Genomic DNA, 24294 nt, shown 5'->3' on the forward strand with positions numbered 1-24294 from the left:
TGAAATTTAAGTTTTAAATTTAAGCTTTGTGATTAGGTTTATTTGTTAAAATCCGAGCTAGTTTAATAAAAAATCGCAGGAATAATATGGAAAGAATTCTAGTAGTTGATGATAATAAGGCACTTGCTAAGCTAATCGTCATGCAGATGGAAAAGAGCATTGAGGATATGGCGATCGACGTTGCGTACGATTTTGCCGAAGCCCAGATGCTAATTAGCGAGCACGGCAAAGATTATTTTATGACTATCTTGGATCTAAATTTACCTGACGCACCAAATGGTGAGATCGTTGATTATGTCCTTGCTCAAGGGCTCTGTGCTATCGTTTTAACTGGTAGTATCGATGATAAAACGAAAGAATTTTTTATAAACAAAGACATAGTTGATTACGTCTATAAGGGCAACATGGATGATATCAACTACATCTTTCAAATGATAAACAGACTAAGCAAAAATAGACAATACAAAGTCCTAGTCGTGGAGGATTCACTGCCTTTTAGAAATATGATAAAAAAAATCTTAACTAGCCTTCAGTTTAAGGTTTTAGCAGCGGCTCACGGCGAAGAGGCGATGAGCTATTTTGCTGATAATCCTGATATAAATTTAATCATAACTGACTATAGAATGCCTGTTAAAGATGGTTTAGAAGTCTTAAAAGAGGTGAGAAAAGAGAAAGATAAAAACCACCTTGGCGTGATCGTGATGACATCTCCTAGCGAAAAGACTGATGCTTCGATATTTTTAAAAAATGGAGCTAGCGACTTTATAGCAAAGCCATTTTCAAAAGAAGAGCTCATTTGCCGTGTAAATAACACCATTGAGGCGATGGAAAATATAAATAAGATAGCAAATTTTGCTAACCGCGACTTTTTAACTGGCGCTTACAATAGAAGATTTTTCTATCAAGATATAGAAGAGTACGTTCAAGCAGCTGAAGAGCTTGATGAGCCTTATGCGTTTGCTATGCTTGATATAGATCACTTTAAAAAGATAAATGACACATACGGGCATGATGGTGGTGACAAGATACTAAAATCACTCGCAAAGATACTAATTGACAATACAAAAGGAAGAGATGTAGTCGCTAGGTTTGGTGGTGAGGAATTTTGTGTTGTTCTTAAAAAGATAGCAAAAGAAGAGGCGATTAAATTTTTTGTAAATTTAAGAGCAAAAGTGGCTGAAAATGAGGTAATTATAAAAGATAAGATCATAAGAGTGACTGTCTCTATTGGAGTCTCTTTTGGAAAAGGTCACTGTGAGATAGATGATATGCTTGAAGCTTGTGATTCAGCGCTTTATGTCGCTAAAGAAAATGGTAGAAATAGGGTAGAAATAGCTTTATGATTATAGATACGCATTGTCATTTGGATAGCAAAGTTTATGATTTTGACCTAGAGCAAATTTTATCTGAAGCCAGAAATTTAGGGCTAAAAGGCTTTATTATCCCTGGAGCTGATATTAATGATTTACCAAAAGCGGCTAAAATAGCGCACGAAAAAAGTGATATTTTCTTTGCCGTTGGAGTTCATCCCTATGATAAAGAGAATTTTAATATAGAGACTTTAAGAGAATTTGCCAAAGATAAAAAGTGCGTGGCTATCGGTGAATGTGGGCTTGACTACTACCGCTTGCCAAAAGATGAAGAAGAAAAGCTAAGAGAAAAAGCTGATCAAAAACGTGTTTTTTTAGCTCAACTAGATTTGGCAGTTGAGTTAAAAAAACCCGTTATCCTCCACATCAGAGAGGCTAATGAGGACTCTTTTAACATCTTAAAAGAGTATGCGCCAAAGCTTGAAGCTGGAGCGGTTTTGCATTGTTATAATGCTTCGCCACTTCTTTTGGAGCTTTGCAAATTTGGGAATTTTTACTTTGGCATAGGTGGCGTTTTGACATTTAAAAACGCTAAGAATTTAGTTGAAATTCTGCCAAAAATTCCTTTTGATAGGGTATTGATAGAGACTGACGCCCCTTATCTCACGCCAGAACCAAATCGTGGCAAGAGAAATGAGCCGGCGTTTACGACATTTGTTGCTAAAAAGATAGCTGAAATTTTAAACCTTGAATTTGAAGTAGTTTGTAAAACGACTTCAGATAATGCCAAAAGGTTATTTAAGTGCTTTGCCTAAATTTTGGGCATTGTGCTTGCTTAAGATGCTAGCATCATTAAGCTTTGACACGAAAAAGGATAGAAATGAAAGCAATGCTTAAGATATTTTTATTATTTGCATGTAGCACCTTGCTACTAGCAAACGCCCCTGAGAAGAGCTCTTACGACACTCAGGTTAAAATTTTAAAGGAGCTAGACATCGATGCTAGCTTTATGAAAACTTCTCACTATGCAAAGATGAGACAAGGCATACAAAACTCACAGGTAAGAACATTTACAGATGCCTTGAAAAATGGCTATATGTATATACCAATGATAAAAGAGCAGATCAAAAAATCAGGCGTGCCTGAGTCGTTTTTCTATCTAGCGATGATAGAGTCAGGCTTTTCAAATCACACTGTCTCAAACGCTAAAGCTACTGGTATGTGGCAGTTTATGGAGCAAACAGCAAAAATTCACGGCCTAAAAGTAGGGCAATACACCGATGAGAGAAAAGATCCAGTCGAATCAACTGTCGCAGCTACAAACTATCTAAGATCACTTAAAAATCAATTTGGGAAATGGTACTTGGCGGCAATGGCATATAACTGCGGCGATGGTGCATTAAAAAAAGCTATACAAAAAGCTGGTACAGACGATCTTGTAACACTTCTTGATGCTGAGAAAAAATACCTCCCAGTTGAGACTAGAAATTTCATCATTAAAATTTTAAGAGCGGCATATATAGCAAAAGATGCGGACTTTTTGATATCTAAAGAGTCATCTTTGCTAAACATAAATGGCGGATTAAGACTTACGAAAGTAAAAGTGCCAGGCGGTACAAATTTAGCTCAGATAGGCGACAGCATCGGTCTTAGCACAAAAAAGATGAAAAGTAATAACCCACATTTAAAATTTGTATTTACACCTCCAACTTTAAAAGATTATTACGTTTATATCCCTGAAAATAAAAAGCAACTTTTCTCAGATAATTTCAAGCCATTTAATGGCAAAAATAACTTCTACGCATACACTGTAAAAAAAGGCGAAACCTTACTTTCTATCTCTAAAAAAACAGGCGTTAGCCACAGAGCGATCAAGGACTACAACGAGCTTAGCACAAATGCAGTAAGCTATAATCAAAAACTAATAATCCCTTTTTCTACTCAAAATAAATCTCACAACTACGTAGTTCAAACAGGCGATACAATCGCATCTTTATCAAAGAAATTTAATGTAAGTGAAAAAGATATAAAAGATGCAAATTCTTTGGCTAGTTCAAATTTAAATGTCGGAGCAAATATTGTCATACCGTAAGAGCCTAAATTTCTACTTAGGACTAAGTTTTACACTTCTAATCACTGGCTGTTCTTGGAGTGGGGCTCCATTTACTCCAAGTGGCCCAACTAATGTAAGAGGCAACAACTCCGCCTCAGTTCAAAAAGCAACAATGAGACCATACACCATAAATGGCAAAACATACTATCCGACCGTCGTAAGTGTCGGCGATAAGGCCAGCGGAACGGCAAGTTGGTATGGTCCAAATTTTCACGGCAAAACGACCTCAAATGGTGAAGTTTATAATATGTATAATATGACTGCGGCGCATAAGACTTTGCCGATGAATACAATACTTAAAGTAACAAATTTAAGAAATCAAAAAAGTGTTATCGTGCGCGTAAATGACAGAGGACCTTTTGTGGCTGACAGGGTGCTTGACCTTTCAAAAGCAGCTGCGATGAAGCTTGATGTCATCGGCACCGGCACAGCTCCAGTTAGTATGGAGGTTATCGGCTTTAATGAAGACATTAACGCTGTTACAACCGCTAGCGCGCAACCAACAAAACCAACAAGCACTGGCATAAAAGTGCCAAATCCAGTCTCTCCAACAGCTCCAGTTGGCGGCATCGTGATCTCATCAGAGCAACGCGTTGTGGGTGGAGATTTTATGGTACAAATTGGCTCGTTTAAGAACCTTGAAGGCGCAAATAGATACCAAAGAGAGCACAAAAGCATAGATGGTTATAGATCAGTCGTTAAGACATTTACGATAGATGGCTCAACCATTTATAGGGTATTTTTAAATGGCTTTAGAAGCGAGGACGAGGCTAGGGATTACGCAAGAAGCGGTAAATTCCAAGGTGCATTTATAGTAAGAGGTTAGGGCGTGAGAGAGGAAATTTTAGAACTAACTAGAAACACAAAAGAGACGCAAATTTCAATGAAGCTTAAAATTTACGGCTCTGGGGTTGCAAAGATAAGCACAGGCATTGGCTTTTTTGACCATATGCTTGAAGCTTTTACCAAGCACTCTTTGCTTGATCTTGAAATTTCATGCAAGGGCGACACGCATGTGGATTTTCACCACAGTGTCGAGGATGTAGGCATAGTTTTGGGACAGCTTTTAAAAGAGGCTTTATATCCATTAAGCGGTGTTGAGAGGTTTGGCGAGGCGAGCGTTGTTATGGATGAGGCGGCTGTTTTTTGCGCACTAGATCTTAGCAACAGAGCTTACCTCGTATATGAAAATTTTAATGAAAATGCCAAAGTTGGTGAGTTTGACACTGAGCTTGTGGAGGAGTTTTTTAGAGCAGTTGCCATAAATTCAGCCATCACTCTTCATCTAAATCAAATTCGTGGCAAAAATACTCATCACATCATCGAAGCAACGTTTAAATCATTTGCCGTAGCACTCCGCAGAGCGCTTGCTAAAAACGCAAGGATTGGCACTCCAAGCACTAAGGGCGTTTTATGATAGAAATTATATTTTTAGACGTTGATGGGTGCCTCACTGATGGCAAGATCATCTACAATGTAAACGGCGAAGAGCTTAAATTTTTTGATGTAAAAGATGGCTACGCGATAGAGAGCTGGCTAAAACTTGGCAAGAAAGTGGCTATCATCACTGGCAGAAAGTCGGCTATCGTTGAGCGAAGGGCTGAGGATCTAAAGATAAATCACGTCTATCAAGGCGTTGGCGATAAATTTGAAGTAGCAAGCGAGATATTAAAATTTGAAGGGCTTAGCTTTAAAAACGCAGCAGCTATCGGCGATGACTATAATGACTATAAAATTTTAGACGCAGTTGCTTGGAGCTTTAAGCCAAAAGATGCCATTAAAGAGCTTGATGTAAAGACAAAGCTAAAGCACAAAGGTGGCAATGGCGCTGTTAGAGAGATGATCGAGATGATCATAAAATCAGAAAATTTATATGACGAGTGGTCTAAGCGTTGGTTGTAAAAATTTTCTACTTCGTCGTGGCCATTTTTAGTGCTGTGATGATATTTTTAGCGGCTCAAGACCCATACTTAGCAAACGTGCTAAAGGTTGATACAAAGATATCAAATATGCAGGTAAATGATGTGGTTGATTACGAGATAAACTCGACTAAGATAAGCGGAATTTACGAGGCTGACGAGCTAAACAGATATAGCGACAGGGATGAATTTTTAGACTTTAAAGCGAGAATTTTAAGGGGAAATTTAAGACATTTTCTAAGCTCAGATAAGGCTATCTCGCAAAACGATGAGATAATCTTTCAAAAAAATGCAAACTATGAAAATAATGATAGTTTGAAATTTAAAAGCGATGAAGTTATATATAACACAAAGACAAAAATAGTAAGATCAGAGGCAAATTTCACCATCACTAGAAATGGCGACAAAGTACTAGGCGATAGTGGAAGCTACGATCTAAATAAAAAACAAACGCAGATAAAAGGGTTAAGGGCATGGGTAGAAGAAAAGCAGCGATTTTAGCGATGATTTTGGGCTTTACATTTTTAAATGCAGAGCAGGTTGAGATCACTTCAAACGATTTTTTTGCTGACGAAAACAAGCAGATCAGCGAATTTGTAGGCAATGTAAATATCAAAAAAGGCTCATACGATGAGCTAAAGGCAAACAAAGTCGTTGTGCATTTTGATAAAAAGCGCCAACCAGTAAAATATGTAGCCACAGGCAACGCTAGAGCTAAAATTTTCATGAAAGATAAGCACTATGAAGGCAAGGGCGATACGCTCACATATGAGCCTGCAAAGCAGATATACACAGTAACTGGCAACGGCTATTTGCACGAGGTAGAGACTGATAAAAATGTCTATGGTGACAAGATCGTGGTCAATCAAAAAGATGGCACATATAGCGTAAATAGCGATGAGAAAAAGCCGGTTAAATTTATCTTTCAAATAGAGGATAAAACCAAGTGATAAGAGCTTTGAGCGCTAAATTTATCACTTCAAGCCCAAGCATAAAGGAGGCTCCAAGCTTTGTGACAAGCGAAGTGGTCTTTTTGGGCAGGTCAAATGTGGGTAAAAGTAGCCTCATAAACGCACTTGTAAATCAAAAAAATTTAGCCAAAAGCTCATCAACTCCTGGCAAAACGCAGCTTATAAATTTCTTTGAGGCTGAGTTTTGTGAGGAAAAGGAAGAGAGTGAAAAAGAGAAATTTAAGCTCATCTTGGTCGATCTACCAGGCTTTGGCTACGCAAAAGTTGCAAAGTCAAAACATGACGAGTGGCGCAAAAATTTAGATGAGTTTTTGAAATTTAGAAGCGACATCAGACTTTTTATACATCTAATCGACGCTAGACATTTTGACTTAGACATCGACGTAAACGTGGATTCTTACCTAAAAAGCTTTTTAAGAGCTGATCAGAAAATCTTAAATTTATACACAAAAAGCGACAAGCTAAATCAAAGCCAAAAGAGTGCGATAATAAAATTTGACCCAAGTGGCATTTTGGTCTCGACACTCAGCAAAAGCGGCATCGACAAGGCACGGGAAGCTATCATAAACCACGCTCTTGGTAGGTAAAATGCAAACCATAAGCAGCTTAGACATTAAAATTTTTAAAGGCTTTTGGTGGGTCATTTTTTTGCTCTCTTACGAGATCGCAACTACGCAGTTTGGCTTCTTGCCGCCACTTATTGGCATCTTTTTTACATATATGATTTTGGAGTATTCAAGAAAGCAAAAGCAGTATAATGAGTTTAAGCCCTCGTGGTATTTTTCACTCGTTTTCTTGGTCTTTGCTGAGCAAATTCATGGCTTTTATCTCTTCTCAACCATCATTGCATTTTTGCTATTTTACAACTTCGTGCTGGACTGGCTCTACACGACGATGAAGTGGCGAAACTGCCTGCTTGTAATCTTTGTCGCCTCTGGCTATGTGTTAACCTTTCTTGTAAATAACCTTTTTGCCTACGTCTTAAACGAGCCAAATTTGACTTTTAGCGCAGAGTATCTGTTTTTCATAGCGCTTGAAAGTGTGCTTGCTATAGTGCTTTTTAGGGACAAAGTGCTATGAGGATGCGTATCGTTTTTGGCGTGATCGCTCTTTTTTGGATCATGCTTTTGGGGCGGATTTACCACCTAAGCGTTAATTCAAATACCTACTACAACGAGATCGCCGAGCAAAATGCGATAAAAACTATCTACATCCCGCCAGTTAGAGGCATCATCTTTGATGCGCACGACAAGCCTATGGCGGTCAATCGTCTTGGCTTTTCTATCTATGTAAAGCCGCACCTTAGCGCAAACAAAAAGGTGAAAATTTTAGACGATGAGCTAGCCTATATCGGCTCGCTATTTGGTGATCTAAACGTCACCAAGCTTAAAAATGAATATATCAAAAACGACTCAGCTTACAACCAAGACTTCATAAACGTGGTCGAATTTGTTGATTATGATAAATTTTTGCCATTTTTTGCGCCTCTTTCTCTGCGTGAAAATTTAGAGATAAGACCCGCTTCAAAACGCCACTATCCATACAACGACTTAGCTTCTCACATCATCGGCTATGTCGGCAGGGCAAACCAAAAAGATATGGAAAACGACCCTTTAACAAAGCTCACTAACTACATCGGTAGAAGCGGTGTTGAGCGCTTTTATAACCCGATCTTGCAAGGAATTCAAGGCTTTAAAAAGATCAAGGTAAATGCGCTAAATGAGGAGATCGAGCAGGTGAGCTATCAAGCGCCACAAAGTCAAAACATAAAGCTCGCCGTTGATCTTGAGCTTCAGCAGTTCGTTGCTGACGTCTTTGGTAAGGACGCAGGAAGCGTCATAGTTATGAGCTTAAAAGATGGCGCCATCATCGCAGCAGGAAGCTTTCCTGAGTATGATCTAAATCCGTTTGTGCTTGGAATTTCTCAGGCTGAGTGGGAAGAACTTGTAAAAAACGTCGATCACCCATTTACAAATAAGCTGATAAACGGCCTCTATCCGCCAGGATCTGTCGTAAAAATGGGTATGGCGCTTGCTTTTTTGGACAATGGCATGAACAAATATGATAGCTTTTTTTGTAGTGGATCTTATGAGCTTGGAGGGCGTAAATTTCGCTGCTGGAACTCGCATGGTCATGGCACAGTTAATATGAACACAGCTATTAGAGAGAGCTGTGATGATTATTTTTACAAGGGTAGCCAAAAGATCGGCATAGACGCCATTGTGCCGATACTTGAGCGTATGGGCTTTGGCAGAAAAACAGAGGTTGATTTGCCAAATGAATTTGTGGGGACCTTGCCAAGCAGGGAGTGGAAGATGAGGAAGTATGGCAAGGCGTGGTTTCAAGGCGAGACGCTCATCACCTCTATCGGACAGGGAAATTTCCTAGTCACGCCTATGCAGGTGGCTAAATACACAGCAGGCCTTGCAACTGGGCTAAATGTGACGCCGCATTTTTTAAAGAGCATCGATGGCAAGGATGTTGATTTTACGCCAACAGATGATGCTTTTACGCCGTTTGAGAAGTCGCAGCTACCTGCCATTAGACATGCGATGTATGAGGTGGCAAATCACCCAAGAGGCACGGCAAATAGGCACTTTGTGGGAAGTCTTGTAAAGGTTGCGGCAAAGACTGGAACAGCTCAGGTCGTTGGTATCTCGCAAACTGAAAAGAAGCGCATGAAAGAAGAAGATATGGCGTATCTGCAAAGATCTCATGCGTGGATGACGACCTATGCGCCTTTTGAGGATCCACAGTACGTCATAACGATGGTTGTCGAACACGGTGGTCACGGCGGTAGCGCTGCTGGACCAAAAATCTCTCAAATTTATAACAAGCTAGTTGAAATGGGATATATAAAGCTAGATAAAGTCCAGACTGAGAAAGATAAAAAAGAAGAAGAAAAGAAGTAATAAAATTTGATAAATATGCTAGCAAAGTCGCTAGCATATTATATCTACTCACCTAAGAAGTATTTTAGATCAGCTTGCGCGTCGCCGCTAATTGGTCTAACGTTAAATTTATCCACTAAGAAATTTATGATCTCTTCATTGAAAAATTTAGGCAAGCTAGGTCCTACGTTGATGTTTTTGATACCAAGGCTAAATAGCGCTAGCAAGATGATGACCGCTTTTTGCTCCATCCACATTAGCACGATAGAAACTGGTAGGTCATTTACTGCGATGCCTGTTGCCTCGCTTAGAGCAAGGGCTATTTTAACCGCGCCGTTACTGTCGTTGCACTGGCCAAGGTCGATGTAGCGTGGTAGCTCGGTGCCTGGGACGTTGCCAAAGTCGATGTCGTTAAATCTAAATTTACCGCAGCTTGAAGTAAGTATCACACAGTCTTTTGGAAGGCTAGCAGCTAGCTCTCTATAGTACTCACGTCCCTTGCCAGGCGCGTCACAGCCAGCTATCACGAAAAATCTGCGGATCTTACCAGTCTTAATCGCATCTAAAATTTGTGGGGCTAAAGTTAGTATAGTCTTGTAATGTCCGCCAGTTACTAGGCTCTCGTCGCTATCAAAGCCGCTAACATCGCCACAAGCTAGTGCGCACTCGATAAGTGGTGTGAAGTCGTCGTTTTCTATGTGTTTTACGCCGTTTGTGCCAGCGATCGAGTAGCCAAATAGCCTATCAGCATATGTGCAGTTTGAGCGTAGTGGCACGATGCAGTTTGTTGTCATTAGTATCGCGCCCTTAAATTCGTTAAATAGCTTAGTTTGGTCAAACCACGCCTTGCCGACGTTGCCTTTTAGGTGGCTATACTTGCGTAGTTCTGGGTATCCGTGAGCTGGGAGCATCTCTGAGTGAGTGTAGATGTTGATGCCTTTGTCTTTTGTCGCCTCAAGTAGCGCTTTTAGAGCGTGCAAGTTGTGACCACTTACCAAGATCGCCTTGCCCTCAACCTTATTTTGGCTCACTCTAACTGGTGTTGGGATGCCAAATTTAGCTGTGTGAGCCTCGCTTAATAGGTTCATCACCTCAACGCCAGCACCGCCTACTTCAAGAAGTTGTTTGATGTGCTCGTCGAAGTTAAAATTTGAGTTTGTAAGCGTAAAATAAAGCGTATCAGCCATAACGCGGTCGACATTACTAGTATCAGCGCCAAGCTCGTGTGCGTGATGGCGGTATGCGCTAAGGCCTTTTAAGCCAAAAACCATCGTATCTTGCAAAAGTGCTAGCGTGTCGCTCTTGCCACAGGTGCCCATAGGCTGGCCCTTTGCACCGCATCCATCCTCAGCGCTCATCTCGCACTGATGGCAAAACATCTTCATATCTTTCATCTTTTCTCCTTGTGAATTTAAAAATTTAAGCGGATTTTATCCTAGGTGGCTAGCCATTTTGGTTGATAGCAGTCAAGAAAAGTTAAATTTAAATTTTAGTTATTAAATTTAAGATTTTATGATTATGGATATCAAAATATAAATTTGAAATTTGTCATAAAGAGTTAAAAAAATTTACAAAAAAACGATTTACATTTGAAATTTATTTAAAAGGATGAAAATGAAAAATTTATTACTGGCGATATTTGCCGCCTTTATGCTTTGTGGCTGCGCTCCAAAGGGGGTATTTGTGAGTTTGCCAGACGAGCAAGCACCTTCAAGCATTAGCAAAAAGACAAAAATTTACATCGAAAGCGTCAAAGATGTGAGAGCCTTTGAAAACGACCCAAAACAAGCAAGCACCCCATCTTTATATAAGCACAATGTAAATGAAGTTAGCGCAAAAGAGAAGCAAAAATACATCGGCAGGACGAGAAATGGCTATGGCAAAGGGCTGTGGAACGTTATCTTAGAAAACAACCAAAACGTGAGCTCAGTGCTAAGGTCGCGCATAGAGGAGGCCTTTAAGGAAAACGGCTATCAAGTCGTAAAAGACAAAAGCCTAATCGATGAAAACACGCTCACCGCAAGCGCAAGGGTAGTCAAATTTTGGTCGTACATATCGCTTGGTTTTAGCAAGGTTGGGCTAAATATGGATATAGACACGCTTTTAAGCGTCAAAGACAAAGAGATAAAGACCGATCTTAAGCGCTCTGAGTTTTATTTTCTAGTGACAAATGATGACTTTTCAAACATCATAAAAACGTCTTTAAAAGAGTACAAAGAGAAGCTTGCAAAACAGATAAGCGAGCTAAATTTAGAGTAAATTTTAGGCTAGCTGCTAAATTTATAGTGGCTAGCTTTTAAATTTCAAGGCAAATTTCACTTTTTATAAGGGATCTTATCAACGGCGTTTGCTTTTTTAAAGCCATTTAGCCTTAGCCTGCAGCTATCACAAAGCCCGCACGCCTCATCCTCGCTCTCGTAGCAGCTCCATGTGAGCTCTATTGGTGAGCCAAGCTCAAGCGACTTTGAGACGATATCAGCCTTGCTTAAATTTACAAGCGGCGTGATGATCTCGCAAGAAAAATCAGCCGACGTGCCTAAATTTATTGCCTCATTTATGCTTTTTATAAAGCTCTCTTTGCAGTCAGGATACCCAGAGCTATCCTCCTCGACCACGCCTATGTAGATCGCCTGCGCCCCCTCTTTTTCGGCAAGCGCTGCGGCGATTGAGATAAATACGCCATTTCTAAACGGCACGTAGGTGTTTGGCACGTCCTTGCTAACGCCATCTTTTCTTATATGCATGCTCTTATCGGTTAGCGAATTTCCGCCTATTTGAGCGATGAAGCTAACGTCTAAATTTATCTTTTTAACCACGCCCAGTCGCTCACAGATCTCGTCAAACGCGCGCTTTTCTCGCTTCATAGTCCTTTGGTTATAGTCAAAATGAAGTGCGACCACATCATACCCAGCCCTCTTTGCCATCACAGCGCAAAGCGTGCTATCCATGCCACCGCTCATTATACAAACTGCTTTTTTCATATTTTGCCCTTTAAATTTGCTAAAATTATACAAAAATTTACTAAGGACAAGCCAAAAATGATACTTTGCGAAGAGAGTTATCCAGAAATTTTAGATCAAATTTGCTCATATCTAACGCCTGGAGAAGTTGAGCTTCTCTTTATCAATAAAGATGAGATGAGAGAGTTAAACAGCTCTGAGCGTGGCATAGACAAAACCACTGACGTCTTAAGCTTCCCCCTTGAGCTTGTTATCCACGCCCCACTTGGCTCGGTAGTCATAAACAAAGATATGGTAAAAGAAAAAGCAGCCGAGCTAAATCACAGCGAAGAGGCCGAAACTGCACTACTTTTCACACATGGCTTGCTGCATATCTTAGGATATGATCACGAAAAAGATGATGGACAGATGAGAGAAAAAGAGTGCGAAGTGATAGCTAAATTTGACCTGCCAAAGAGCCTAATTGTAAGAAGTGAAAATGTTAGGCTCATTGATCTAATAAATTCTAATAACAAAGATAATCTAAAAAAGTAAACTTTCTTCAGGTATTTTATGTAGTTCTTCTAAAAGTTCATTTTTTTGACATAGAACTAATATATATATGAAATTTTTTAGTTTTTTTATTTCGCTTAAATTTTTAAAATAGATCGCGTTTTCTATTTTAAGTAGAGAATTTTCTGGTAGACAAAATTTTATTTCACTATGGTTAAAGTTTTTTCTTAAAAATATACTTTGGCTTAGATATAAATCCTCGTCGCTTTCTGTGATTATAGCCCTAAAACTATTTCCAAAATTTGTAGGCATAAAGTTTTTATCTATAAATACTGGATCAAAATGCCCTTGAATTCTTCCTTCGTAGGGCTTAAATGAAATTTTATGAGTATCAAGAAATTTTAAAAGTCCATAAAACATACCAGCAAAAACACGTGGAATATTTAGGTTTTGATAGTAAGTTTGTTTAAAAACTGTGCTTGTGAAAAATATTGAACTCGGATTTATCTCATGGATTGAAGTGTCTGTATAGATCGTGTCAAATAGAGGAGATATGCGCTGGAGAGTCCTGATGTCTTCTCCAAAGAAAGTATCGAAAACTTTTGCATGAAATATTTGATTAAAAAGCTCCGTGATACTTTTTGACATAACGTGCGCATTGGATCCTAATTTTGATTTTTCTAAAAGATCGTTTATAAAAGGATTAACAGCGCAAAATTTCAAATCTTTATGTGTTGATTCAAACCTCATTAGTTTTATCATGGCAGTTTGAAGACTGCTTACTTTTAAAAAGGCTACCTCATTGTCGGTGATAGCCATTTCTTCTTCGCCAATGATGGCATAAGCACCTTGCTTGATCGCTGATTCTATGTCACTATCATTTGCGTTCAAACAGATATAGGCAAAACCTCGCCTCACATGCTTTAGCTCAAATACAAATTCGCTAACACTGGTTATTGTAGGTGTATTTAGCGCCTGAGCATTTATAAGGCGGGTTAAATTTTCTATCGTCATTTAGCCAACGATCGCGCCGTTTTTGACCTTGCCCTGCGTGCCAAGAAGCGTTAGCGAGCCGTCTGATGCGCTTAGAATCATGCCTTGTGAGACATATTTTTTCATCATCGTTCGCTCTTTTAAATTTGCTAAAACGCAAACTTGCTTGCCCACAAGTGAGCTAGGCTCGTAGTATTTGGCGATGCCTGATAAAATTTGACGTGGCTGCTCCTCGCCAAGATCTATCTTAAATTTAAGCAGCTTGTCGCTCCCCTCAACCCTCTCGCACTCGAGAACTTCGCCTACTTTTATCACAATTTTGGCAAAGTCATCGATGCTAATGATATCTTCTTCTTTTTTCTCATCTTTTGGCTCATCTTTTGCCTCTACTTTTGGCCCTTCTTTTAGGTCTCTTGCCTCGCCCATTAGCTCTTTTTCTATCCTTGGGAAGAGTGGCTCAGTAGCTTTTGCAGTAAAATTTGAAATTTCATTTTTTAATACAAGGCTCTCATAAGAGGCCGTATCTATGCTAAAGCCAAGCGTATCAGCTATCTTGGCGCAAGTTTTTGGCATAGCTGGGCTAAGCAGTATCGCCACTTTTGCAAGTAAATTTGCACAAAGTGCCACAAGTGCGTTTGCCTCGTCACTTTTACCAGCTTTTACAAGCGACCATGGCTCATACTTCGCAACGGCTGCGTTTGCAAGCGTTACAACCTTCCAAAGATCCTCTAAATAGCGGTTTGTGGCTAAATTTTCTAAATTTTTAATTGCCTCATCAAGATAGCCCTTCGCCTCATCAAGCTCGGCTTTATGAAATTTGATCACATCTTTTGAGTCGATCTTGTAGTCGCTATACTTTGCGCTCATGCCCACAATTCGGCTTAGTAAGTTGCCAAGTCCGTTGCCAAGCTCTGAGTTTATGCGCTCGATCAAGGCTTTTTGGCTGTAGTCGCCATCTTGTCCAAAAGGTACCTCTCTAAGCAAAAAGTATCTGAAATTTTCAAGTCCATAAGCGTTTGCGACCTCTCTTGGGTTTATGACGTTGCCCTTGCTTTTGCTCATCTTTTCGCCATCTATCGTCCACCAGCCGTGCGCTGCGACGTGTTTTGGTAGTGGCAAGCCAAGGCTCATCAAAAATGCCGGCCAATAAACTGCGTGAAAACGCAAAATGTCTTTGCCAACGATGTGCGTCGTATGCGGCCAAAAGTCCATTCTAGCGTTATCTCTTGAGTATCCTAGCGTTGTTAAGTAGTTTATGAGCGCGTCAAGCCAGACGTACATAACGTGTTTGTCATCGTTTGCGCTCTTTGGTAGCTTTATGCCCCAGTCAAAGCTCGTTCTTGTGACTGAGAGATCTTTTAATCCGCCTTTTACAAAGCTTACGACCTCATTTTTCTTGCCCTTTGGGATGACGCAAAGCTCGTCGTTTTCATACCATTTTAAAAGTGCGTCTTCGTATTTTGAAAGCTTAAAAAAGTAGCTCTCTTCTTTAACCAAAGATGTCACGCGGCCGCAGTCTGGACAGCGGTTGTCTTCAAGCAGGTCTCTTTGGTTGAAAAATGTCTCACAGCTAACGCAGTAAAAGCCCTCGTATTCGCCCTTGTAGATATCGCCGTTTGCTTGCATCTTTTCAAAGACATTTTGCACGGTTTGCTTGTGCTCTTCGTCGGTTGTCCTTATGAAGTGGTTGTAGCTTATCTCAAATTCATCCCAAAGCGATCTAAATTTCGCACTGATCTCGTCTGCGTACTCTTTTGGCGTCTTGCCTCTAGCGCGAGCTGCTTGCTCGATCTTTTGACCATGCTCGTCTGTGCCAGTCATGAAGTAGGTCTCTTTGCCTTGCAAGCGGTTAAATCTAGCAAGCGTATCAGCGATGATAGTCGTGTAGGCGTGGCCGATGTGTGGCACGTCATTTACGTAATAAATCGGAGTAGTTATATAAGCTTTTTCTTTCATATTTTTCCTTTAAATTTAAAAATCAAATCCGCCGTCACTGCCGGTGTTGCCTTTTGACATCGAGTTGTAGCAGCTATTTACATACTCTATCCTCGTCTCGCAGTCAAAAAATGCCTCGCAGTTAAAACAGCTTTTGCGACCTTTTTGCTCTTGGCACTCTTGCATGATTTTAGCCTTTTGTTTTAGGGCTAGCTCAAATGCGTCAAGTGGCTCGTTTACTTGTGCTTCTTGCATTATTTTTGCTCGTAAAATTTATGCAAAAGAGAAATTTCATCACGCGAACCAAAGAAGCATGGCGTAGTTTGGTGAATTTTTTCTATTTTTATATCAAAGAGTGTTTGGTTTTTGCCGTTTGAGGTTGCGCCCTTTGCGTTTTCATATATAAAGGCAAAAGGGAGCACCTCAAAGACAACCCTTAGTTTGCCATTTGGATGATCGCTCGTTGCTGGGTAGCTAAAAAGACCGCCGCCTTTTAGTAAAATTTGATGCAAGTCGCTCACCATCGCACCTGAGTATCTTAGCCTGTAACCCTCGTTAAATAGCTCGTTTATGAAATTTCTATGCGTTTGGCTCCAGCCTTTTTGTGTAGCTCCTGTGGCGTTTAGCTTGCCTTTTTCTTTTAGCTCAAGCTCTTTTACAAATTTAAACTCGCCATCTTTGCCAAGTCTATAAAATTTAGGCAAAGCGCCCTTTTTCTCAGCAATTACTAGCTCAAGCCTTGGACCATAGATGCTGTAAGCTGCGGCTATTAAATTTTCTGGTTTTACCTCGTCTTCGTAGATGCCAAAGATCGAGCCAACGGCGAAATTTACATCAACTAGGCTTGAGCCATCGAGTGGATCGTAAGCGATGATAAATTTAGCGTTTTTATTTATCTCAAGCTCGTCCTCTTTCTCTTCGCTAATTAGCGCTTTTACGCACTCTAAGTCGCTAAATTTAGCCGTAATGATCTCGTCGCTTTTAACATCAAGCTTTAGCTGGGTATCACCAGTCGCGTTTTCGTGAGTTGTGTAGCCAAGATCGGCGTATTTTATGACCTCGCTTATCTCTTTTGCGATATCTTTAATGGTGTTAAAAATTTGGTTTAGTTCTTGCATTATACAGCCTTTGCATTTTTGATTATCCACGCACAAATGGCGTCTATATCGTCTAAATTTAGATTTGTGATCTCGTAGGGGATCTGCTTTTTATAAGTGGCGATCGCGTCTGAAAAGCTAAGATAAGCTTCATCGATCTCGCCTCTAAAGACGCTTAGTCTTGGTAGTGGCAGTGTCTTTAGCCCCTCTACTAAGAGCATGTCAAACTCGCCGATCATCCTTATGACCTCGTCTATGCCTTGCGAGCTTTGTGAAAAATAAGTCGTTCTAGTAGGACTCATCACAACTACGTCAGCTCCTGCCTGAGAAAATTTAAAGCTATCCTTGCCTTCAACGTCAAATTTGGCCTTGTCGCCTGGGTCGTGCTTGACTACAACGACCTTTAGCCCATCATCTATAAATTTTTTTGCGACTTTTAAGATAAGCGTCGTTTTTCCGCTATTTGAAGGGCCAGAAAAAGCAATGGCAAGTCTTTTCATAAGAGCCTTTTTCGTTAAAATTTCTTGCGATTATAGCTCATATTGGCTTTAAAATTTATGAGTGAAATTTAAAAAATAAAATGCTAAAATGCGAGAAAATTTAATATTTTAAGAGTTTTTGATGAGAAAATTTACACTATTTTTTGCATTTATTTTGATGATATTTGGTTGTGCTGATCAAAAAGTGATCGTGCATGAGCCACTAAAAAATGAGCTTTTAGCCTACACAAGCAAGAGCGAGATCATCGATGGCACCGATAGAACGCTCATAATCGCAACCTATCTAAATCCAATATATAACTCAAATTTAGACGAGAGCAAAGAGCACTTTTTAGTAGCTATAAACCCAAAAGAGCATGCGCAAAATTTGAGCAATATAAAGGTAAATGGCGACTCAAATGCCACAAATGCAAGACTGCTTGATGAAAGTGACGAGATGCTTAAATTTGCTGGATTTTCTATGCCTTGGGCGGTCTATTATGAAGTGACCGCACCAAGTAAGCAAAGCGACGATCTCGCGCTTAGTTTCGAAATTTATCAGTCAAAGCCGGTTTTGTTAAATTTTCGAAAAGTTGCGAAATCTTTATACTGGAACCATTAAGCGCCATATAGATCACGTAGTTTGCAAGCACCTTCTTGCCGTAGTTTCTAGTCTCAGCCACTGGGACTAGCTCGATCGATAAAAATGGCTCAAATTTCCCCTCTTTAAACATATCATCTCTTGTGATGACTTTTTTGGTAAAGCCGATACCGCCGTTATACGCGTAGGCCGTAAAGAGCGGATGGTAAAGAAATTTATCAAGGTAGTTTAGGTGGTGATTTGCAAATTTAAAGGCGACATCAGTTTTAAAAAGATCGTCTTGGTCAAAATTTGGGATTTTTAGCTCTTTTTTGCCGATCGCATTTGCAAGAAATGGCATAAACTGCATCATACCAAGGGCGTAAGAGGTAGAAACGACACTTGGGATAAAGAGGCTCTCTTGTCTTGCTAGTGCGTAGATCATCGACTTTCGCTCAGTGCTGATGCCTTCAAGCTCAGGCGAGTTTGGCATCAAAAAGTACTGCTTCTCCCAGCCATGCGCCTTTTGCATGAAGTATGCGTATGCGCCGATGCTCTCGTTTGTGTAAAATTTCATCGCAAATTCGCTTGCTTGCGTGGCGTTCATATCTTTTGCAAGAGCTGCGGTTTTGTTCCATAAAAACGGATCGCTCACGTCAAAATTTTCGATATTTTGCTTGCTAGGTCTTGGCACGATCACCTCAAGTGGCTCGCCACCGACCAAATCTCTTGCGTAAAGTGAGTAGATATTTGCATCTTTGCTAGCACTTAGCTCTTTTAAAAAGCTCTCATCGCCGCTTAGCTCATACTGCCAAAAGGTCGCATTGTCCCTTTGCCAAGCCCTATCAAAGGTGTTTTTGGCTCTTGTGAAAAAGCTAAATGCAACGTCATTTTGACCAAGCAAGATGGCGTTTAGCCCAAGTATAAATGCGTCACTTTTTTCAGTGACAGCTGGGTTTATATTTAGTAAATTTCTTCTAAAGCTTTCGTATTTTTTATTAAATACGACATCGTTTAATAAATTTGTAAAGCCCTTTTGCATGTAGAGCTTGTTCATAAAATTTGCTTCAAAATTTACGCTAAAAAGCGCACTTTTACTTTGCGGGCTTGAAGCGTTAAAAAGCTCCAAAAAGCTCTTTGCATCGTTTGCATTTGCAAAGCTAAGAGCTGGGTTTGGCTCGTTTAAAGTGCGTAAAATTCTAGCTTTTTCTGGATTTGTATTTGCAAGATTTGCCGCTAAAATTTCACGAGTTTTGCTATCAAGTTTTAGAGAAAAGCTCATCGTTGTTAGTAAATTTTGGCAAGCCAAGCTAGCAGTTGTGATGTTGTTTGCGCTTATGCCAGGACACTTGCTAGGGGCTGCTTTGGGAGGTAAAATTTTATTGATTGATTTTTGAACTAAGCCACTTTTTCTAAAAACGTCGCGTGAAAGCTCAGCTATCTGCTCCTTTGTATAGCTGCCCTCGTTTATAAGGCGGTTTATGTAGTAGTCTTTTGCAAGGCTTTTTGGCTCGTTTTTTAGCTCCTCGTAGGTGTAAATTTTAGCTAAAAGAGCAACGCAGGCTAAAGAGAGGATACTAAAGTGACGCAGCAAAAACAAATAAAAGCCTTATTAAAAATTGATCTATGAGTTGAAGTGCTAAAAGCACGATGAGTGGGGCAAAGTCGATGCCGTTAAATTCTGTTTTGATGTAACGTCTGATAAAGCTATAAACAGGATCAGTCAGCCTATAAAGTAGCTGCACGACTGGCGAGCTAGGATCAGGCTTGACCCAGCTAATGAGAGCTGCTGCGATGACGATCCACGTATAGACCGTGATGATAAGGTGCAAAATGTTTGCGACCGCTGAAAATAGGGTGGAAAGTATCATTTTTGCTCCTAGATTAAAATTTTGCCTAGATCATCTTTGATGAGTGGATAGAGTTCGCTAAGCTCAGGGCCGTGAAGGTCGTTTGTAAGAAGCGCACGTAGCGGTATGAAAAAGTTTTTGCCTTTTAAATTTGTAGCACTCATAAGCTCTTTTTTAAACTCATCAAAGCTCTCGCACGGTTTTAAATTATGAGCTGCTTTTTTTATGATCTCAAATTCGCTCTTATACTCATCTGGAGCTATTTTTGGCGAATATATAGCCTCAACTTTTGCCTTTATCTCAGGCACTAGAGAGCTCTCTTGAGTGTAAAATTTAACTAGATCAACCTTGCTCTCATCCACGCCAAAGATCTCTTTTATGCGCTCTTTTGAAGCAAGCTTGATGTGCTCTCTATTTATCTGCTCAAGTTTTTTCACGTCAAATCTAGCAGGTGAGCGTGAAATTTTAGTTATATCAAACCACTTTACCGCATCTTCAATGGTAAAAATTTCAGTTGGAGTTTTGTTGCCAAGAAGTATCAGATAGTTTGCGATTGCCTCAGGTAAAAATCCCTGCTCAAAGAGCCATTTGACGCTTGATTCGTTCTCGCGTTTGCTCATTTTTTTGCCCTCTATATTTAAAAGGATAGGCAAATGCGCGTAGTTCATCTTGCCAGTGTAGCCAAGCCCCTCGCGTATGAGGTCTTGCTTTGGTGTGTTGCTCACGTGATCCTCGCCGCGTATGACAAAGGTCACGCCCTCAAGCATATCATCAACTGCGCAGGCGAAGTTGTAAGTCGGAGTCTTGTCTGCTCTCATGATGACAAAGCTATCAACAGCGTCTGGCTCAAAGCTTAGCTCGCCCTTGATCGCGTCTGTAAAGCTCATCGTGCGTGTTGGTTTTTTCATGCGGATGACAAATGGCTTCTCGCAGTTTAAAACTTCAGCGTCGCTTAGCCTCTCGCAGGTGCCGTCATATCTATATGCCACGCCTTGCTCTTTTGCTTTTTGTTTTTTTGCTTCGAGCTCTTCTTCGGTGCAAAAGCAAGCAAAGGCCTTTTTATCGATGAGAAGCTTTGATGCAAGCTGTCTGTGGAATTTTAAATTTTCACTTTGGATGTAAATTTGCTCTGGTTTTATGCCAAATTTGCTCAAAATTTCTAAGATATCTTTCTCTTTTCCCTCGATATTTCGCTCTTTGTCGGTATCTTCTATGCGTAAAATAAAGCCACTTTTATCTTGCAAAGAACAAATATAGTTAAAAATAGCAGCACGTAAATTTCCTATGTGCATATCTCCTGTTGGAGAGGGTGCAAAACGATACATAAGCTCATTCCTTACGTTAAATTTGAAGTTTGGATTATAACACTAGCTTGATAAATTTAAAGTTATGTAATTTTAAATTTTTAGGCCAAGCAAAGCATATTTTTTATAAAATCCGCACGAAAATTTAACTATTTATAGGAGAAAGAATGAGTTTTATCAGCGAATTTAAAGAATTTGCGATGCGCGGAAATGTCATAGATATGGCAGTTGGTGTTGTTATCGGTGGGGCATTTGGAAAGATCGTTTCATCGCTAGTTGGTGATATTATCATGCCAGTAGTTGGCGCTATAACAGGCGGTGTAAATTTCACTGATCTTAAGCTAACACTAAAAGAAGCAGTTGATAGTGCGCCTGCTGTTACGATAAACTATGGCTCATTTATACAAACAATGGTTGATTTTTTAATCATTGCGTTTTGTATTTTTTGCGTCATCAAAGCTTTAAATACACTTAAAAATAAACTACCAAAAGAAGAAGAGACAGCTCCTGCAGAGCCTGAAACTCCAGCTGATATAGCACTTCTGACTGAGATCAGAGATCTTCTAAAAAAATAAATTTTTTAATCAAAGGGAGAAAGCTCCCTTTGAAATCCGTTAAATTTTGTCCTATTTTTTATGCTAAAATGCTTTTTCATCTTAAAAGCGAGTGAAACATGATAGAACAAATCCCATTTTTTCAAGGTCTTAGCGCCGATGACCTAGCCAAACTTGAAGCCATAAGTGTTGTTAAAAAATATAAAAAAGGCGAGTTTTTATTTATAGAGGGCGAGGAGCCAAAGTGGCTTACATTTTTGATAACTGGCTCGGTTAAACTTTATAAAACTACGGCAAATGGTAAAGAAATTTTTATCCATCAGCTTGCACCTATGAATTTTGTAGCTGAAGTTGTAAATTTTGAAAATATCCCTTATCCAGCGAGCGCCATTTTTACTATCTCTGGCGAGGTTTTAAAGATAAATTATGAAAAATTTGAAGCACAATTTTTAACAAAGCCAGAAATTTGTATGAAATTTCTAAAATCAATGGCTCAAAAGATAAGAATAACTACAAATTTACTCCACCAGGAACTAATACTTAGCTCCGAAGAGAAGGTGGCTAGATTTATTTTAAATCACGAAGATCTATTTAATGAACTAAAGCATACAAAAATTTCATCGATACTCAATATGACTCCAGAAACTTTTTCGAGAATTTTAAATAAATTTAAAACAAATGGTTTGGTTAAACTTGATGAGAAGAACCAAATTTTGGAAAAAGATGTAGATGGCCTACAAGAAATTTATTCTTATTGAAAGTTAATATCAAATAAATATTTTCATTTACTTAAAGAAAAAATTTATATTTTTTTGGATAACATTCACCTAAAATTTTCGTAAAAATTTACGATATATTGATAAATTCAGGAGGAAATTTTGGCTGAAGTTAAGAAGAAATTTTTTGTTTGGTCATCTGTGATAATAGGCATCGTAATCGGCCTTATCGCTTCTATGGGTATAGCTGATGCACTTCATGCAACAGGTAGCGGCTACATCTGTACTATTTGTCACACGATGGATCCTATGAATGCTGCATATCATGAAGATGTACACGGCGGCAATAACAAGCTTGGCATAAAAGCTGAATGTTCAGCCTGTCACCTAAACCATACAAGTGCCTATACCTATGTACTTACAAAACTTAAAGTATCGATAAATGATGGTTATAAGACATTTTTTACAGATACAGACAAGATCGACTGGCGTAAAAAACGCGAGCATGCATCTCACTTTGTCTATGATAGTGGATGTTTGACTTGCCACTCAAATTTAAAAAATGTTATTCAAGCTGGTAAATCATTCTTGCCACATAGAGATTATTTCGTTCTTGGAAATCCTAATAAGAAATCATGTGTTGACTGCCACGAGCATGTTGGTCACAAGAATTTAGGACTACAAATCGATAAATTTGAAGCAATTAAAAAACAAGAAAACAATAAAACCAAGTAAGGAGGAGAGATGTTTAAAAAGTCGCTAATGTTATTAGCCTGTCTAATGTCTTTTGGCTTTGCCGCAAACATGGATGCAAATAAATCTGACGCTTTAAACCTTAATGTTGTAAAAAACATTAAAGTTGCTCACAAAATGTCAGACTTATCAAAAAGCTGTGTTGAGTGCCACGCTAAAGAGACACCCGGCATAGTTGCCGATTGGAAAAATAGTCGCCACGCTCACGTTGGCGTAAGTTGTATGGATTGCCACTCTGTAAATGCAGATAATCCTATGGCTTCAGTTAAGGTGCATCCAAAAGATTCTAACAACCATGTTTCAATGCTAGTTAGCCCAAAAACTTGTGCTAAGTGTCACGAAAATGAGGTTGAAGAATCTGTTAAGAGTGGTCACGCAAGAGGTGCTATGCAAATGTATGCTAACCCTGCGATGGTAAAACTAATGTATCACTATGAAGGTATGGATCATCCAGAATACAAAATGGCTCCAGACGCTACTGGTTGTACACAGTGCCACGGAACCGTCATCAAACTAGACGCTGATCACAAACCTACAAAAGAGACTTGGCCAAACTATGGTATAGGCAATGTTTATCCAGATGGTGGCGTAGGTAACTGTAAATCATGTCACAGCGCGCACACATTTAGCATAGCTGAGGCTAGAAAACCAGCTGCTTGTGCGTCTTGTCACCTTGGACCTGATCACCCAGATATTGAGATCTTTAACAACTCAATGCACGGACATATCTATAATAGCGAAGCTCACAAATGGAATTTTGATGCTGCTCCTGATACATGGGATGTACCAGACTTTAGAGCTCCAACTTGTGCAGCTTGCCACATGAGTGGTGTTGGTGAAACAACAACAACTCACAATGTTTCAAGAAGACTAAAATGGAACCTATGGGGCGTCAGCAGTAAGCTAAGAACAGCTGGTGATGAACAAGCTGCTGTTGTTTACGAAAAAACTGGCAAACTAACCATAGGAACGCCACTTGCAGGTCATCCAAATGGACCAGAAGCAGCAAGAGCTGAGATGAAGCTAGTTTGTAAAGTTTGCCATACATCAACTCATACAGATAACTTCTTCATTATGGGTGATAAGCAAGTAGAGCTTTATAACGTTTACAGTGCTGAAGCAACTAAGATGCTTGAAGAGTTGAAAGCTAAAAACCTACTACTAGAAGATGCTTGGTCAGATGAATTCCAAGATGTCTACTATCATATGTGGCACCATGAAGGTCGTCGTATGAGACAAGGCGCTCTAATGGGTGGTCCTGACTACTCACACTGGCATGGTGTATTCGAAGTTAAGAACGACATTAGAAAACTTCGCAAAATCTATAAAGAAAGAATTGAGTCTGGCAAAGTCCAGTAATTCTTTTTAAGGTGGGAG

At 39.6% G+C, this 24294-nt stretch carries 28 protein-coding genes; 18 read left to right on the forward strand and 10 right to left on the reverse strand.

The features are described from left to right. The first annotated feature begins 86 nt into the window (after positions 1 to 86). The 11 genes from CVS89_RS03225 (at position 87) to mrdA (ending at position 9225) form a co-directional block, all read left to right on the forward strand. Entirely contained in the window at positions 87 to 1343 is a 1257-nt protein-coding gene (locus tag CVS89_RS03225; RefSeq protein ID WP_103581151.1) for a diguanylate cyclase, read from the forward strand. Next, entirely contained in the window at positions 1340 to 2125 is a 786-nt protein-coding gene (locus CVS89_RS03230; RefSeq protein WP_103578772.1) for a TatD family hydrolase, read from the forward strand. Before CVS89_RS03225 ends, CVS89_RS03230 begins: the two co-directional genes overlap by 4 nt. 65 nt (positions 2126 to 2190) lie before the next feature. Then, on the forward strand, positions 2191 to 3402 hold the full coding sequence (locus tag CVS89_RS03235) for a lytic transglycosylase domain-containing protein (RefSeq protein WP_107848182.1): 1212 nt from the start codon (positions 2191 to 2193) through the stop codon (positions 3400 to 3402). Beyond that, a complete protein-coding gene (locus tag CVS89_RS03240) occupies positions 3389 to 4249 on the forward strand; it encodes a septal ring lytic transglycosylase RlpA family protein (protein WP_009294185.1) in 861 nt (286 codons plus the stop codon). Before CVS89_RS03235 ends, CVS89_RS03240 begins: the two co-directional genes overlap by 14 nt. A gap of 15 nt (positions 4250 to 4264) precedes the next feature. Next, complete coding sequence (gene hisB, locus CVS89_RS03245; protein WP_035142991.1) at positions 4265 to 4840, forward strand: imidazoleglycerol-phosphate dehydratase HisB; 576 nt, start codon at positions 4265 to 4267, stop codon at positions 4838 to 4840. Then, a complete protein-coding gene (locus tag CVS89_RS03250; protein WP_107848183.1) occupies positions 4837 to 5325 on the forward strand; it encodes a KdsC family phosphatase in 489 nt (162 codons plus the stop codon). The genes hisB and CVS89_RS03250 overlap by 4 nt, the downstream gene beginning before the upstream one ends. Continuing rightward, complete coding sequence (gene lptC / locus CVS89_RS03255; RefSeq protein ID WP_012140079.1) at positions 5316 to 5843, forward strand: LPS export ABC transporter periplasmic protein LptC; 528 nt, start codon at positions 5316 to 5318, stop codon at positions 5841 to 5843. Before CVS89_RS03250 ends, lptC begins: the two co-directional genes overlap by 10 nt. Next, positions 5816 to 6292 carry a lipopolysaccharide transport periplasmic protein LptA gene (lptA, locus tag CVS89_RS03260; RefSeq protein WP_103602926.1) on the forward strand — a complete coding sequence of 159 codons (477 nt, stop codon included), beginning with the start codon at positions 5816 to 5818 and terminating at the stop codon, positions 6290 to 6292. The genes lptC and lptA overlap by 28 nt, the downstream gene beginning before the upstream one ends. Next, the gene (gene yihA / locus CVS89_RS03265; RefSeq protein WP_021086403.1) at positions 6289 to 6900 is read left to right on the forward strand and encodes a ribosome biogenesis GTP-binding protein YihA/YsxC; all 612 of its coding nucleotides are present in this window, start codon (positions 6289 to 6291) and stop codon (positions 6898 to 6900) included. Before lptA ends, yihA begins: the two co-directional genes overlap by 4 nt. 1 nt (position 6901) lies before the next feature. Further along, positions 6902 to 7393 (forward strand): hypothetical protein, encoded by a 492-nt coding sequence (locus CVS89_RS03270; RefSeq protein ID WP_107848237.1) that lies wholly within the window; start codon positions 6902 to 6904, stop codon positions 7391 to 7393. Further along, positions 7390 to 9225, forward strand: a complete 1836-nt coding sequence (mrdA, locus tag CVS89_RS03275) for a penicillin-binding protein 2 (protein ID WP_107848184.1) — start codon at positions 7390 to 7392, stop codon at positions 9223 to 9225. The genes CVS89_RS03270 and mrdA overlap by 4 nt, the downstream gene beginning before the upstream one ends. Before the next feature lie 44 nt (positions 9226 to 9269). Here mrdA and hcp read toward each other — a convergent pair whose 3' ends face one another. Beyond that, entirely contained in the window at positions 9270 to 10598 is a 1329-nt protein-coding gene (hcp, locus tag CVS89_RS03280; protein WP_002940097.1) for a hydroxylamine reductase, read from the reverse strand. Positions 10599 to 10818: 220 nt separating this feature from the next. Between hcp and CVS89_RS03285 the strand changes: the two genes are divergently transcribed. After that, entirely contained in the window at positions 10819 to 11463 is a 645-nt protein-coding gene (locus CVS89_RS03285) for a flagellar biosynthesis protein (protein WP_107848185.1), read from the forward strand. Positions 11464 to 11519: 56 nt separating this feature from the next. Here CVS89_RS03285 and queC read toward each other — a convergent pair whose 3' ends face one another. Then, positions 11520 to 12218, reverse strand: coding sequence for a 7-cyano-7-deazaguanine synthase QueC (gene queC, locus CVS89_RS03290; RefSeq protein ID WP_107848186.1), 699 nt, complete (start codon positions 12216 to 12218; stop codon positions 11520 to 11522). A gap of 24 nt (positions 12219 to 12242) precedes the next feature. Between queC and ybeY the strand changes: the two genes are divergently transcribed. Continuing rightward, positions 12243 to 12698, forward strand: coding sequence for an rRNA maturation RNase YbeY (gene ybeY, locus CVS89_RS03295; protein WP_107848187.1), 456 nt, complete (start codon positions 12243 to 12245; stop codon positions 12696 to 12698). Here the strand turns inward: ybeY and CVS89_RS03300 are convergent. The 5 genes from CVS89_RS03300 to mobB are packed head-to-tail and all read right to left on the reverse strand — an operon-like array spanning position 12687 to position 17181. Further along, positions 12687 to 13670, reverse strand: coding sequence for a ferrochelatase (locus tag CVS89_RS03300; protein ID WP_103606245.1), 984 nt, complete (start codon positions 13668 to 13670; stop codon positions 12687 to 12689). The genes ybeY and CVS89_RS03300 overlap by 12 nt on opposite strands. Next, positions 13671 to 15605: a methionine--tRNA ligase gene (gene metG, locus CVS89_RS03305; RefSeq protein WP_107848188.1), complete on the reverse strand. Its 1935-nt coding sequence runs from the start codon at positions 15603 to 15605 to the stop codon at positions 13671 to 13673. It lies immediately after the preceding gene. Positions 15606 to 15620: 15 nt separating this feature from the next. After that, positions 15621 to 15839, reverse strand: a complete 219-nt coding sequence (locus tag CVS89_RS03310; RefSeq protein WP_103590829.1) for a hypothetical protein — start codon at positions 15837 to 15839, stop codon at positions 15621 to 15623. Beyond that, complete coding sequence (locus tag CVS89_RS03315) at positions 15839 to 16702, reverse strand: class 1 fructose-bisphosphatase (RefSeq protein WP_233091265.1); 864 nt, start codon at positions 16700 to 16702, stop codon at positions 15839 to 15841. Before CVS89_RS03315 ends, CVS89_RS03310 begins: the two co-directional genes overlap by 1 nt. Beyond that, the gene (mobB, locus tag CVS89_RS03320) at positions 16702 to 17181 is read right to left on the reverse strand and encodes a molybdopterin-guanine dinucleotide biosynthesis protein B (protein ID WP_021092954.1); all 480 of its coding nucleotides are present in this window, start codon (positions 17179 to 17181) and stop codon (positions 16702 to 16704) included. The genes CVS89_RS03315 and mobB overlap by 1 nt, the downstream gene beginning before the upstream one ends. A gap of 121 nt (positions 17182 to 17302) precedes the next feature. Between mobB and CVS89_RS03325 the strand changes: the two genes are divergently transcribed. Next, positions 17303 to 17782 carry a hypothetical protein gene (locus CVS89_RS03325; RefSeq protein ID WP_103614936.1) on the forward strand — a complete coding sequence of 160 codons (480 nt, stop codon included), beginning with the start codon at positions 17303 to 17305 and terminating at the stop codon, positions 17780 to 17782. Here CVS89_RS03325 and CVS89_RS03330 read toward each other — a convergent pair. From CVS89_RS03330 to gltX, 3 genes are read right to left on the reverse strand one after another with little or no spacing between them, the layout of a single operon-like run. Continuing rightward, on the reverse strand, positions 17703 to 19340 hold the full coding sequence (locus CVS89_RS03330) for a lytic transglycosylase domain-containing protein (RefSeq protein ID WP_107848190.1): 1638 nt from the start codon (positions 19338 to 19340) through the stop codon (positions 17703 to 17705). The two genes, CVS89_RS03325 and CVS89_RS03330, sit on opposite strands and share 80 nt — an antisense overlap. Beyond that, a complete protein-coding gene (locus tag CVS89_RS03335) occupies positions 19318 to 19611 on the reverse strand; it encodes a YggT family protein (protein WP_021084756.1) in 294 nt (97 codons plus the stop codon). Before CVS89_RS03335 ends, CVS89_RS03330 begins: the two co-directional genes overlap by 23 nt. A gap of 8 nt (positions 19612 to 19619) precedes the next feature. Next, entirely contained in the window at positions 19620 to 20915 is a 1296-nt protein-coding gene (gene gltX / locus CVS89_RS03340; protein WP_107848191.1) for a glutamate--tRNA ligase, read from the reverse strand. A gap of 146 nt (positions 20916 to 21061) precedes the next feature. On the opposite strand from gltX, the gene mscL reads away from it, so the two are divergent. From mscL to CVS89_RS03360, 4 genes are all read left to right on the forward strand, one after another. Continuing rightward, on the forward strand, positions 21062 to 21469 hold the full coding sequence (gene mscL, locus CVS89_RS03345) for a large-conductance mechanosensitive channel protein MscL (RefSeq protein ID WP_107848192.1): 408 nt from the start codon (positions 21062 to 21064) through the stop codon (positions 21467 to 21469). Positions 21470 to 21567: 98 nt separating this feature from the next. Continuing rightward, on the forward strand, positions 21568 to 22206 hold the full coding sequence (locus CVS89_RS03350) for a Crp/Fnr family transcriptional regulator (RefSeq protein WP_103607958.1): 639 nt from the start codon (positions 21568 to 21570) through the stop codon (positions 22204 to 22206). A 120-nt stretch (positions 22207 to 22326) separates the two neighbouring features. Beyond that, positions 22327 to 22899: a cytochrome c3 family protein gene (locus CVS89_RS03355; RefSeq protein ID WP_009294580.1), complete on the forward strand. Its 573-nt coding sequence runs from the start codon at positions 22327 to 22329 to the stop codon at positions 22897 to 22899. Positions 22900 to 22908: 9 nt separating this feature from the next. Further along, positions 22909 to 24276: a multiheme c-type cytochrome gene (locus tag CVS89_RS03360; protein WP_107796616.1), complete on the forward strand. Its 1368-nt coding sequence runs from the start codon at positions 22909 to 22911 to the stop codon at positions 24274 to 24276. Positions 24277 to 24294 lie beyond the last annotated feature (18 nt).

The sequence above is a fragment of the Campylobacter concisus genome, assembly GCF_003048615.2.
GTDB lineage: Bacteria > Campylobacterota > Campylobacteria > Campylobacterales > Campylobacteraceae > Campylobacter_A > Campylobacter_A concisus_C.

Bases quoted from the DNA above. Each gene is read 5' to 3' on its own strand.
- CVS89_RS03225 (WP_103581151.1), top strand. From the start codon at position 87: ATGGAAAGAATTCTAGTAGTTGATGATAATAAGGCACTTGCTAAGCTA.
- CVS89_RS03230 (WP_103578772.1), top strand. From the start codon at position 1,340: ATGATTATAGATACGCATTGTCATTTGGATAGCAAAGTTTATGATTTT.
- CVS89_RS03235 (WP_107848182.1), top strand. From the start codon at position 2,191: ATGAAAGCAATGCTTAAGATATTTTTATTATTTGCATGTAGCACCTTG.
- CVS89_RS03250 (WP_107848183.1), top strand. From the start codon at position 4,837: ATGATAGAAATTATATTTTTAGACGTTGATGGGTGCCTCACTGATGGC.
- lptA (WP_103602926.1), top strand. From the start codon at position 5,816: ATGGGTAGAAGAAAAGCAGCGATTTTAGCGATGATTTTGGGCTTTACA.
- CVS89_RS03270 (WP_107848237.1), top strand. From the start codon at position 6,902: ATGCAAACCATAAGCAGCTTAGACATTAAAATTTTTAAAGGCTTTTGG.
- mrdA (WP_107848184.1), top strand. From the start codon at position 7,390: ATGAGGATGCGTATCGTTTTTGGCGTGATCGCTCTTTTTTGGATCATG.
- hcp (WP_002940097.1), bottom strand. From the start codon at position 10,598: ATGAAAGATATGAAGATGTTTTGCCATCAGTGCGAGATGAGCGCTGAG.
- CVS89_RS03285 (WP_107848185.1), top strand. From the start codon at position 10,819: ATGAAAAATTTATTACTGGCGATATTTGCCGCCTTTATGCTTTGTGGC.
- ybeY (WP_107848187.1), top strand. From the start codon at position 12,243: ATGATACTTTGCGAAGAGAGTTATCCAGAAATTTTAGATCAAATTTGC.
- CVS89_RS03300 (WP_103606245.1), bottom strand. From the start codon at position 13,670: ATGACGATAGAAAATTTAACCCGCCTTATAAATGCTCAGGCGCTAAAT.
- metG (WP_107848188.1), bottom strand. From the start codon at position 15,605: ATGAAAGAAAAAGCTTATATAACTACTCCGATTTATTACGTAAATGAC.
- CVS89_RS03310 (WP_103590829.1), bottom strand. From the start codon at position 15,839: ATGCAAGAAGCACAAGTAAACGAGCCACTTGACGCATTTGAGCTAGCC.
- CVS89_RS03315 (WP_233091265.1), bottom strand. From the start codon at position 16,702: ATGCAAGAACTAAACCAAATTTTTAACACCATTAAAGATATCGCAAAA.
- mobB (WP_021092954.1), bottom strand. From the start codon at position 17,181: ATGAAAAGACTTGCCATTGCTTTTTCTGGCCCTTCAAATAGCGGAAAA.
- CVS89_RS03325 (WP_103614936.1), top strand. From the start codon at position 17,303: ATGAGAAAATTTACACTATTTTTTGCATTTATTTTGATGATATTTGGT.
- CVS89_RS03335 (WP_021084756.1), bottom strand. From the start codon at position 19,611: ATGATACTTTCCACCCTATTTTCAGCGGTCGCAAACATTTTGCACCTT.
- gltX (WP_107848191.1), bottom strand. From the start codon at position 20,915: ATGTATCGTTTTGCACCCTCTCCAACAGGAGATATGCACATAGGAAAT.
- mscL (WP_107848192.1), top strand. From the start codon at position 21,062: ATGAGTTTTATCAGCGAATTTAAAGAATTTGCGATGCGCGGAAATGTC.
- CVS89_RS03350 (WP_103607958.1), top strand. From the start codon at position 21,568: ATGATAGAACAAATCCCATTTTTTCAAGGTCTTAGCGCCGATGACCTA.
- CVS89_RS03360 (WP_107796616.1), top strand. From the start codon at position 22,909: ATGTTTAAAAAGTCGCTAATGTTATTAGCCTGTCTAATGTCTTTTGGC.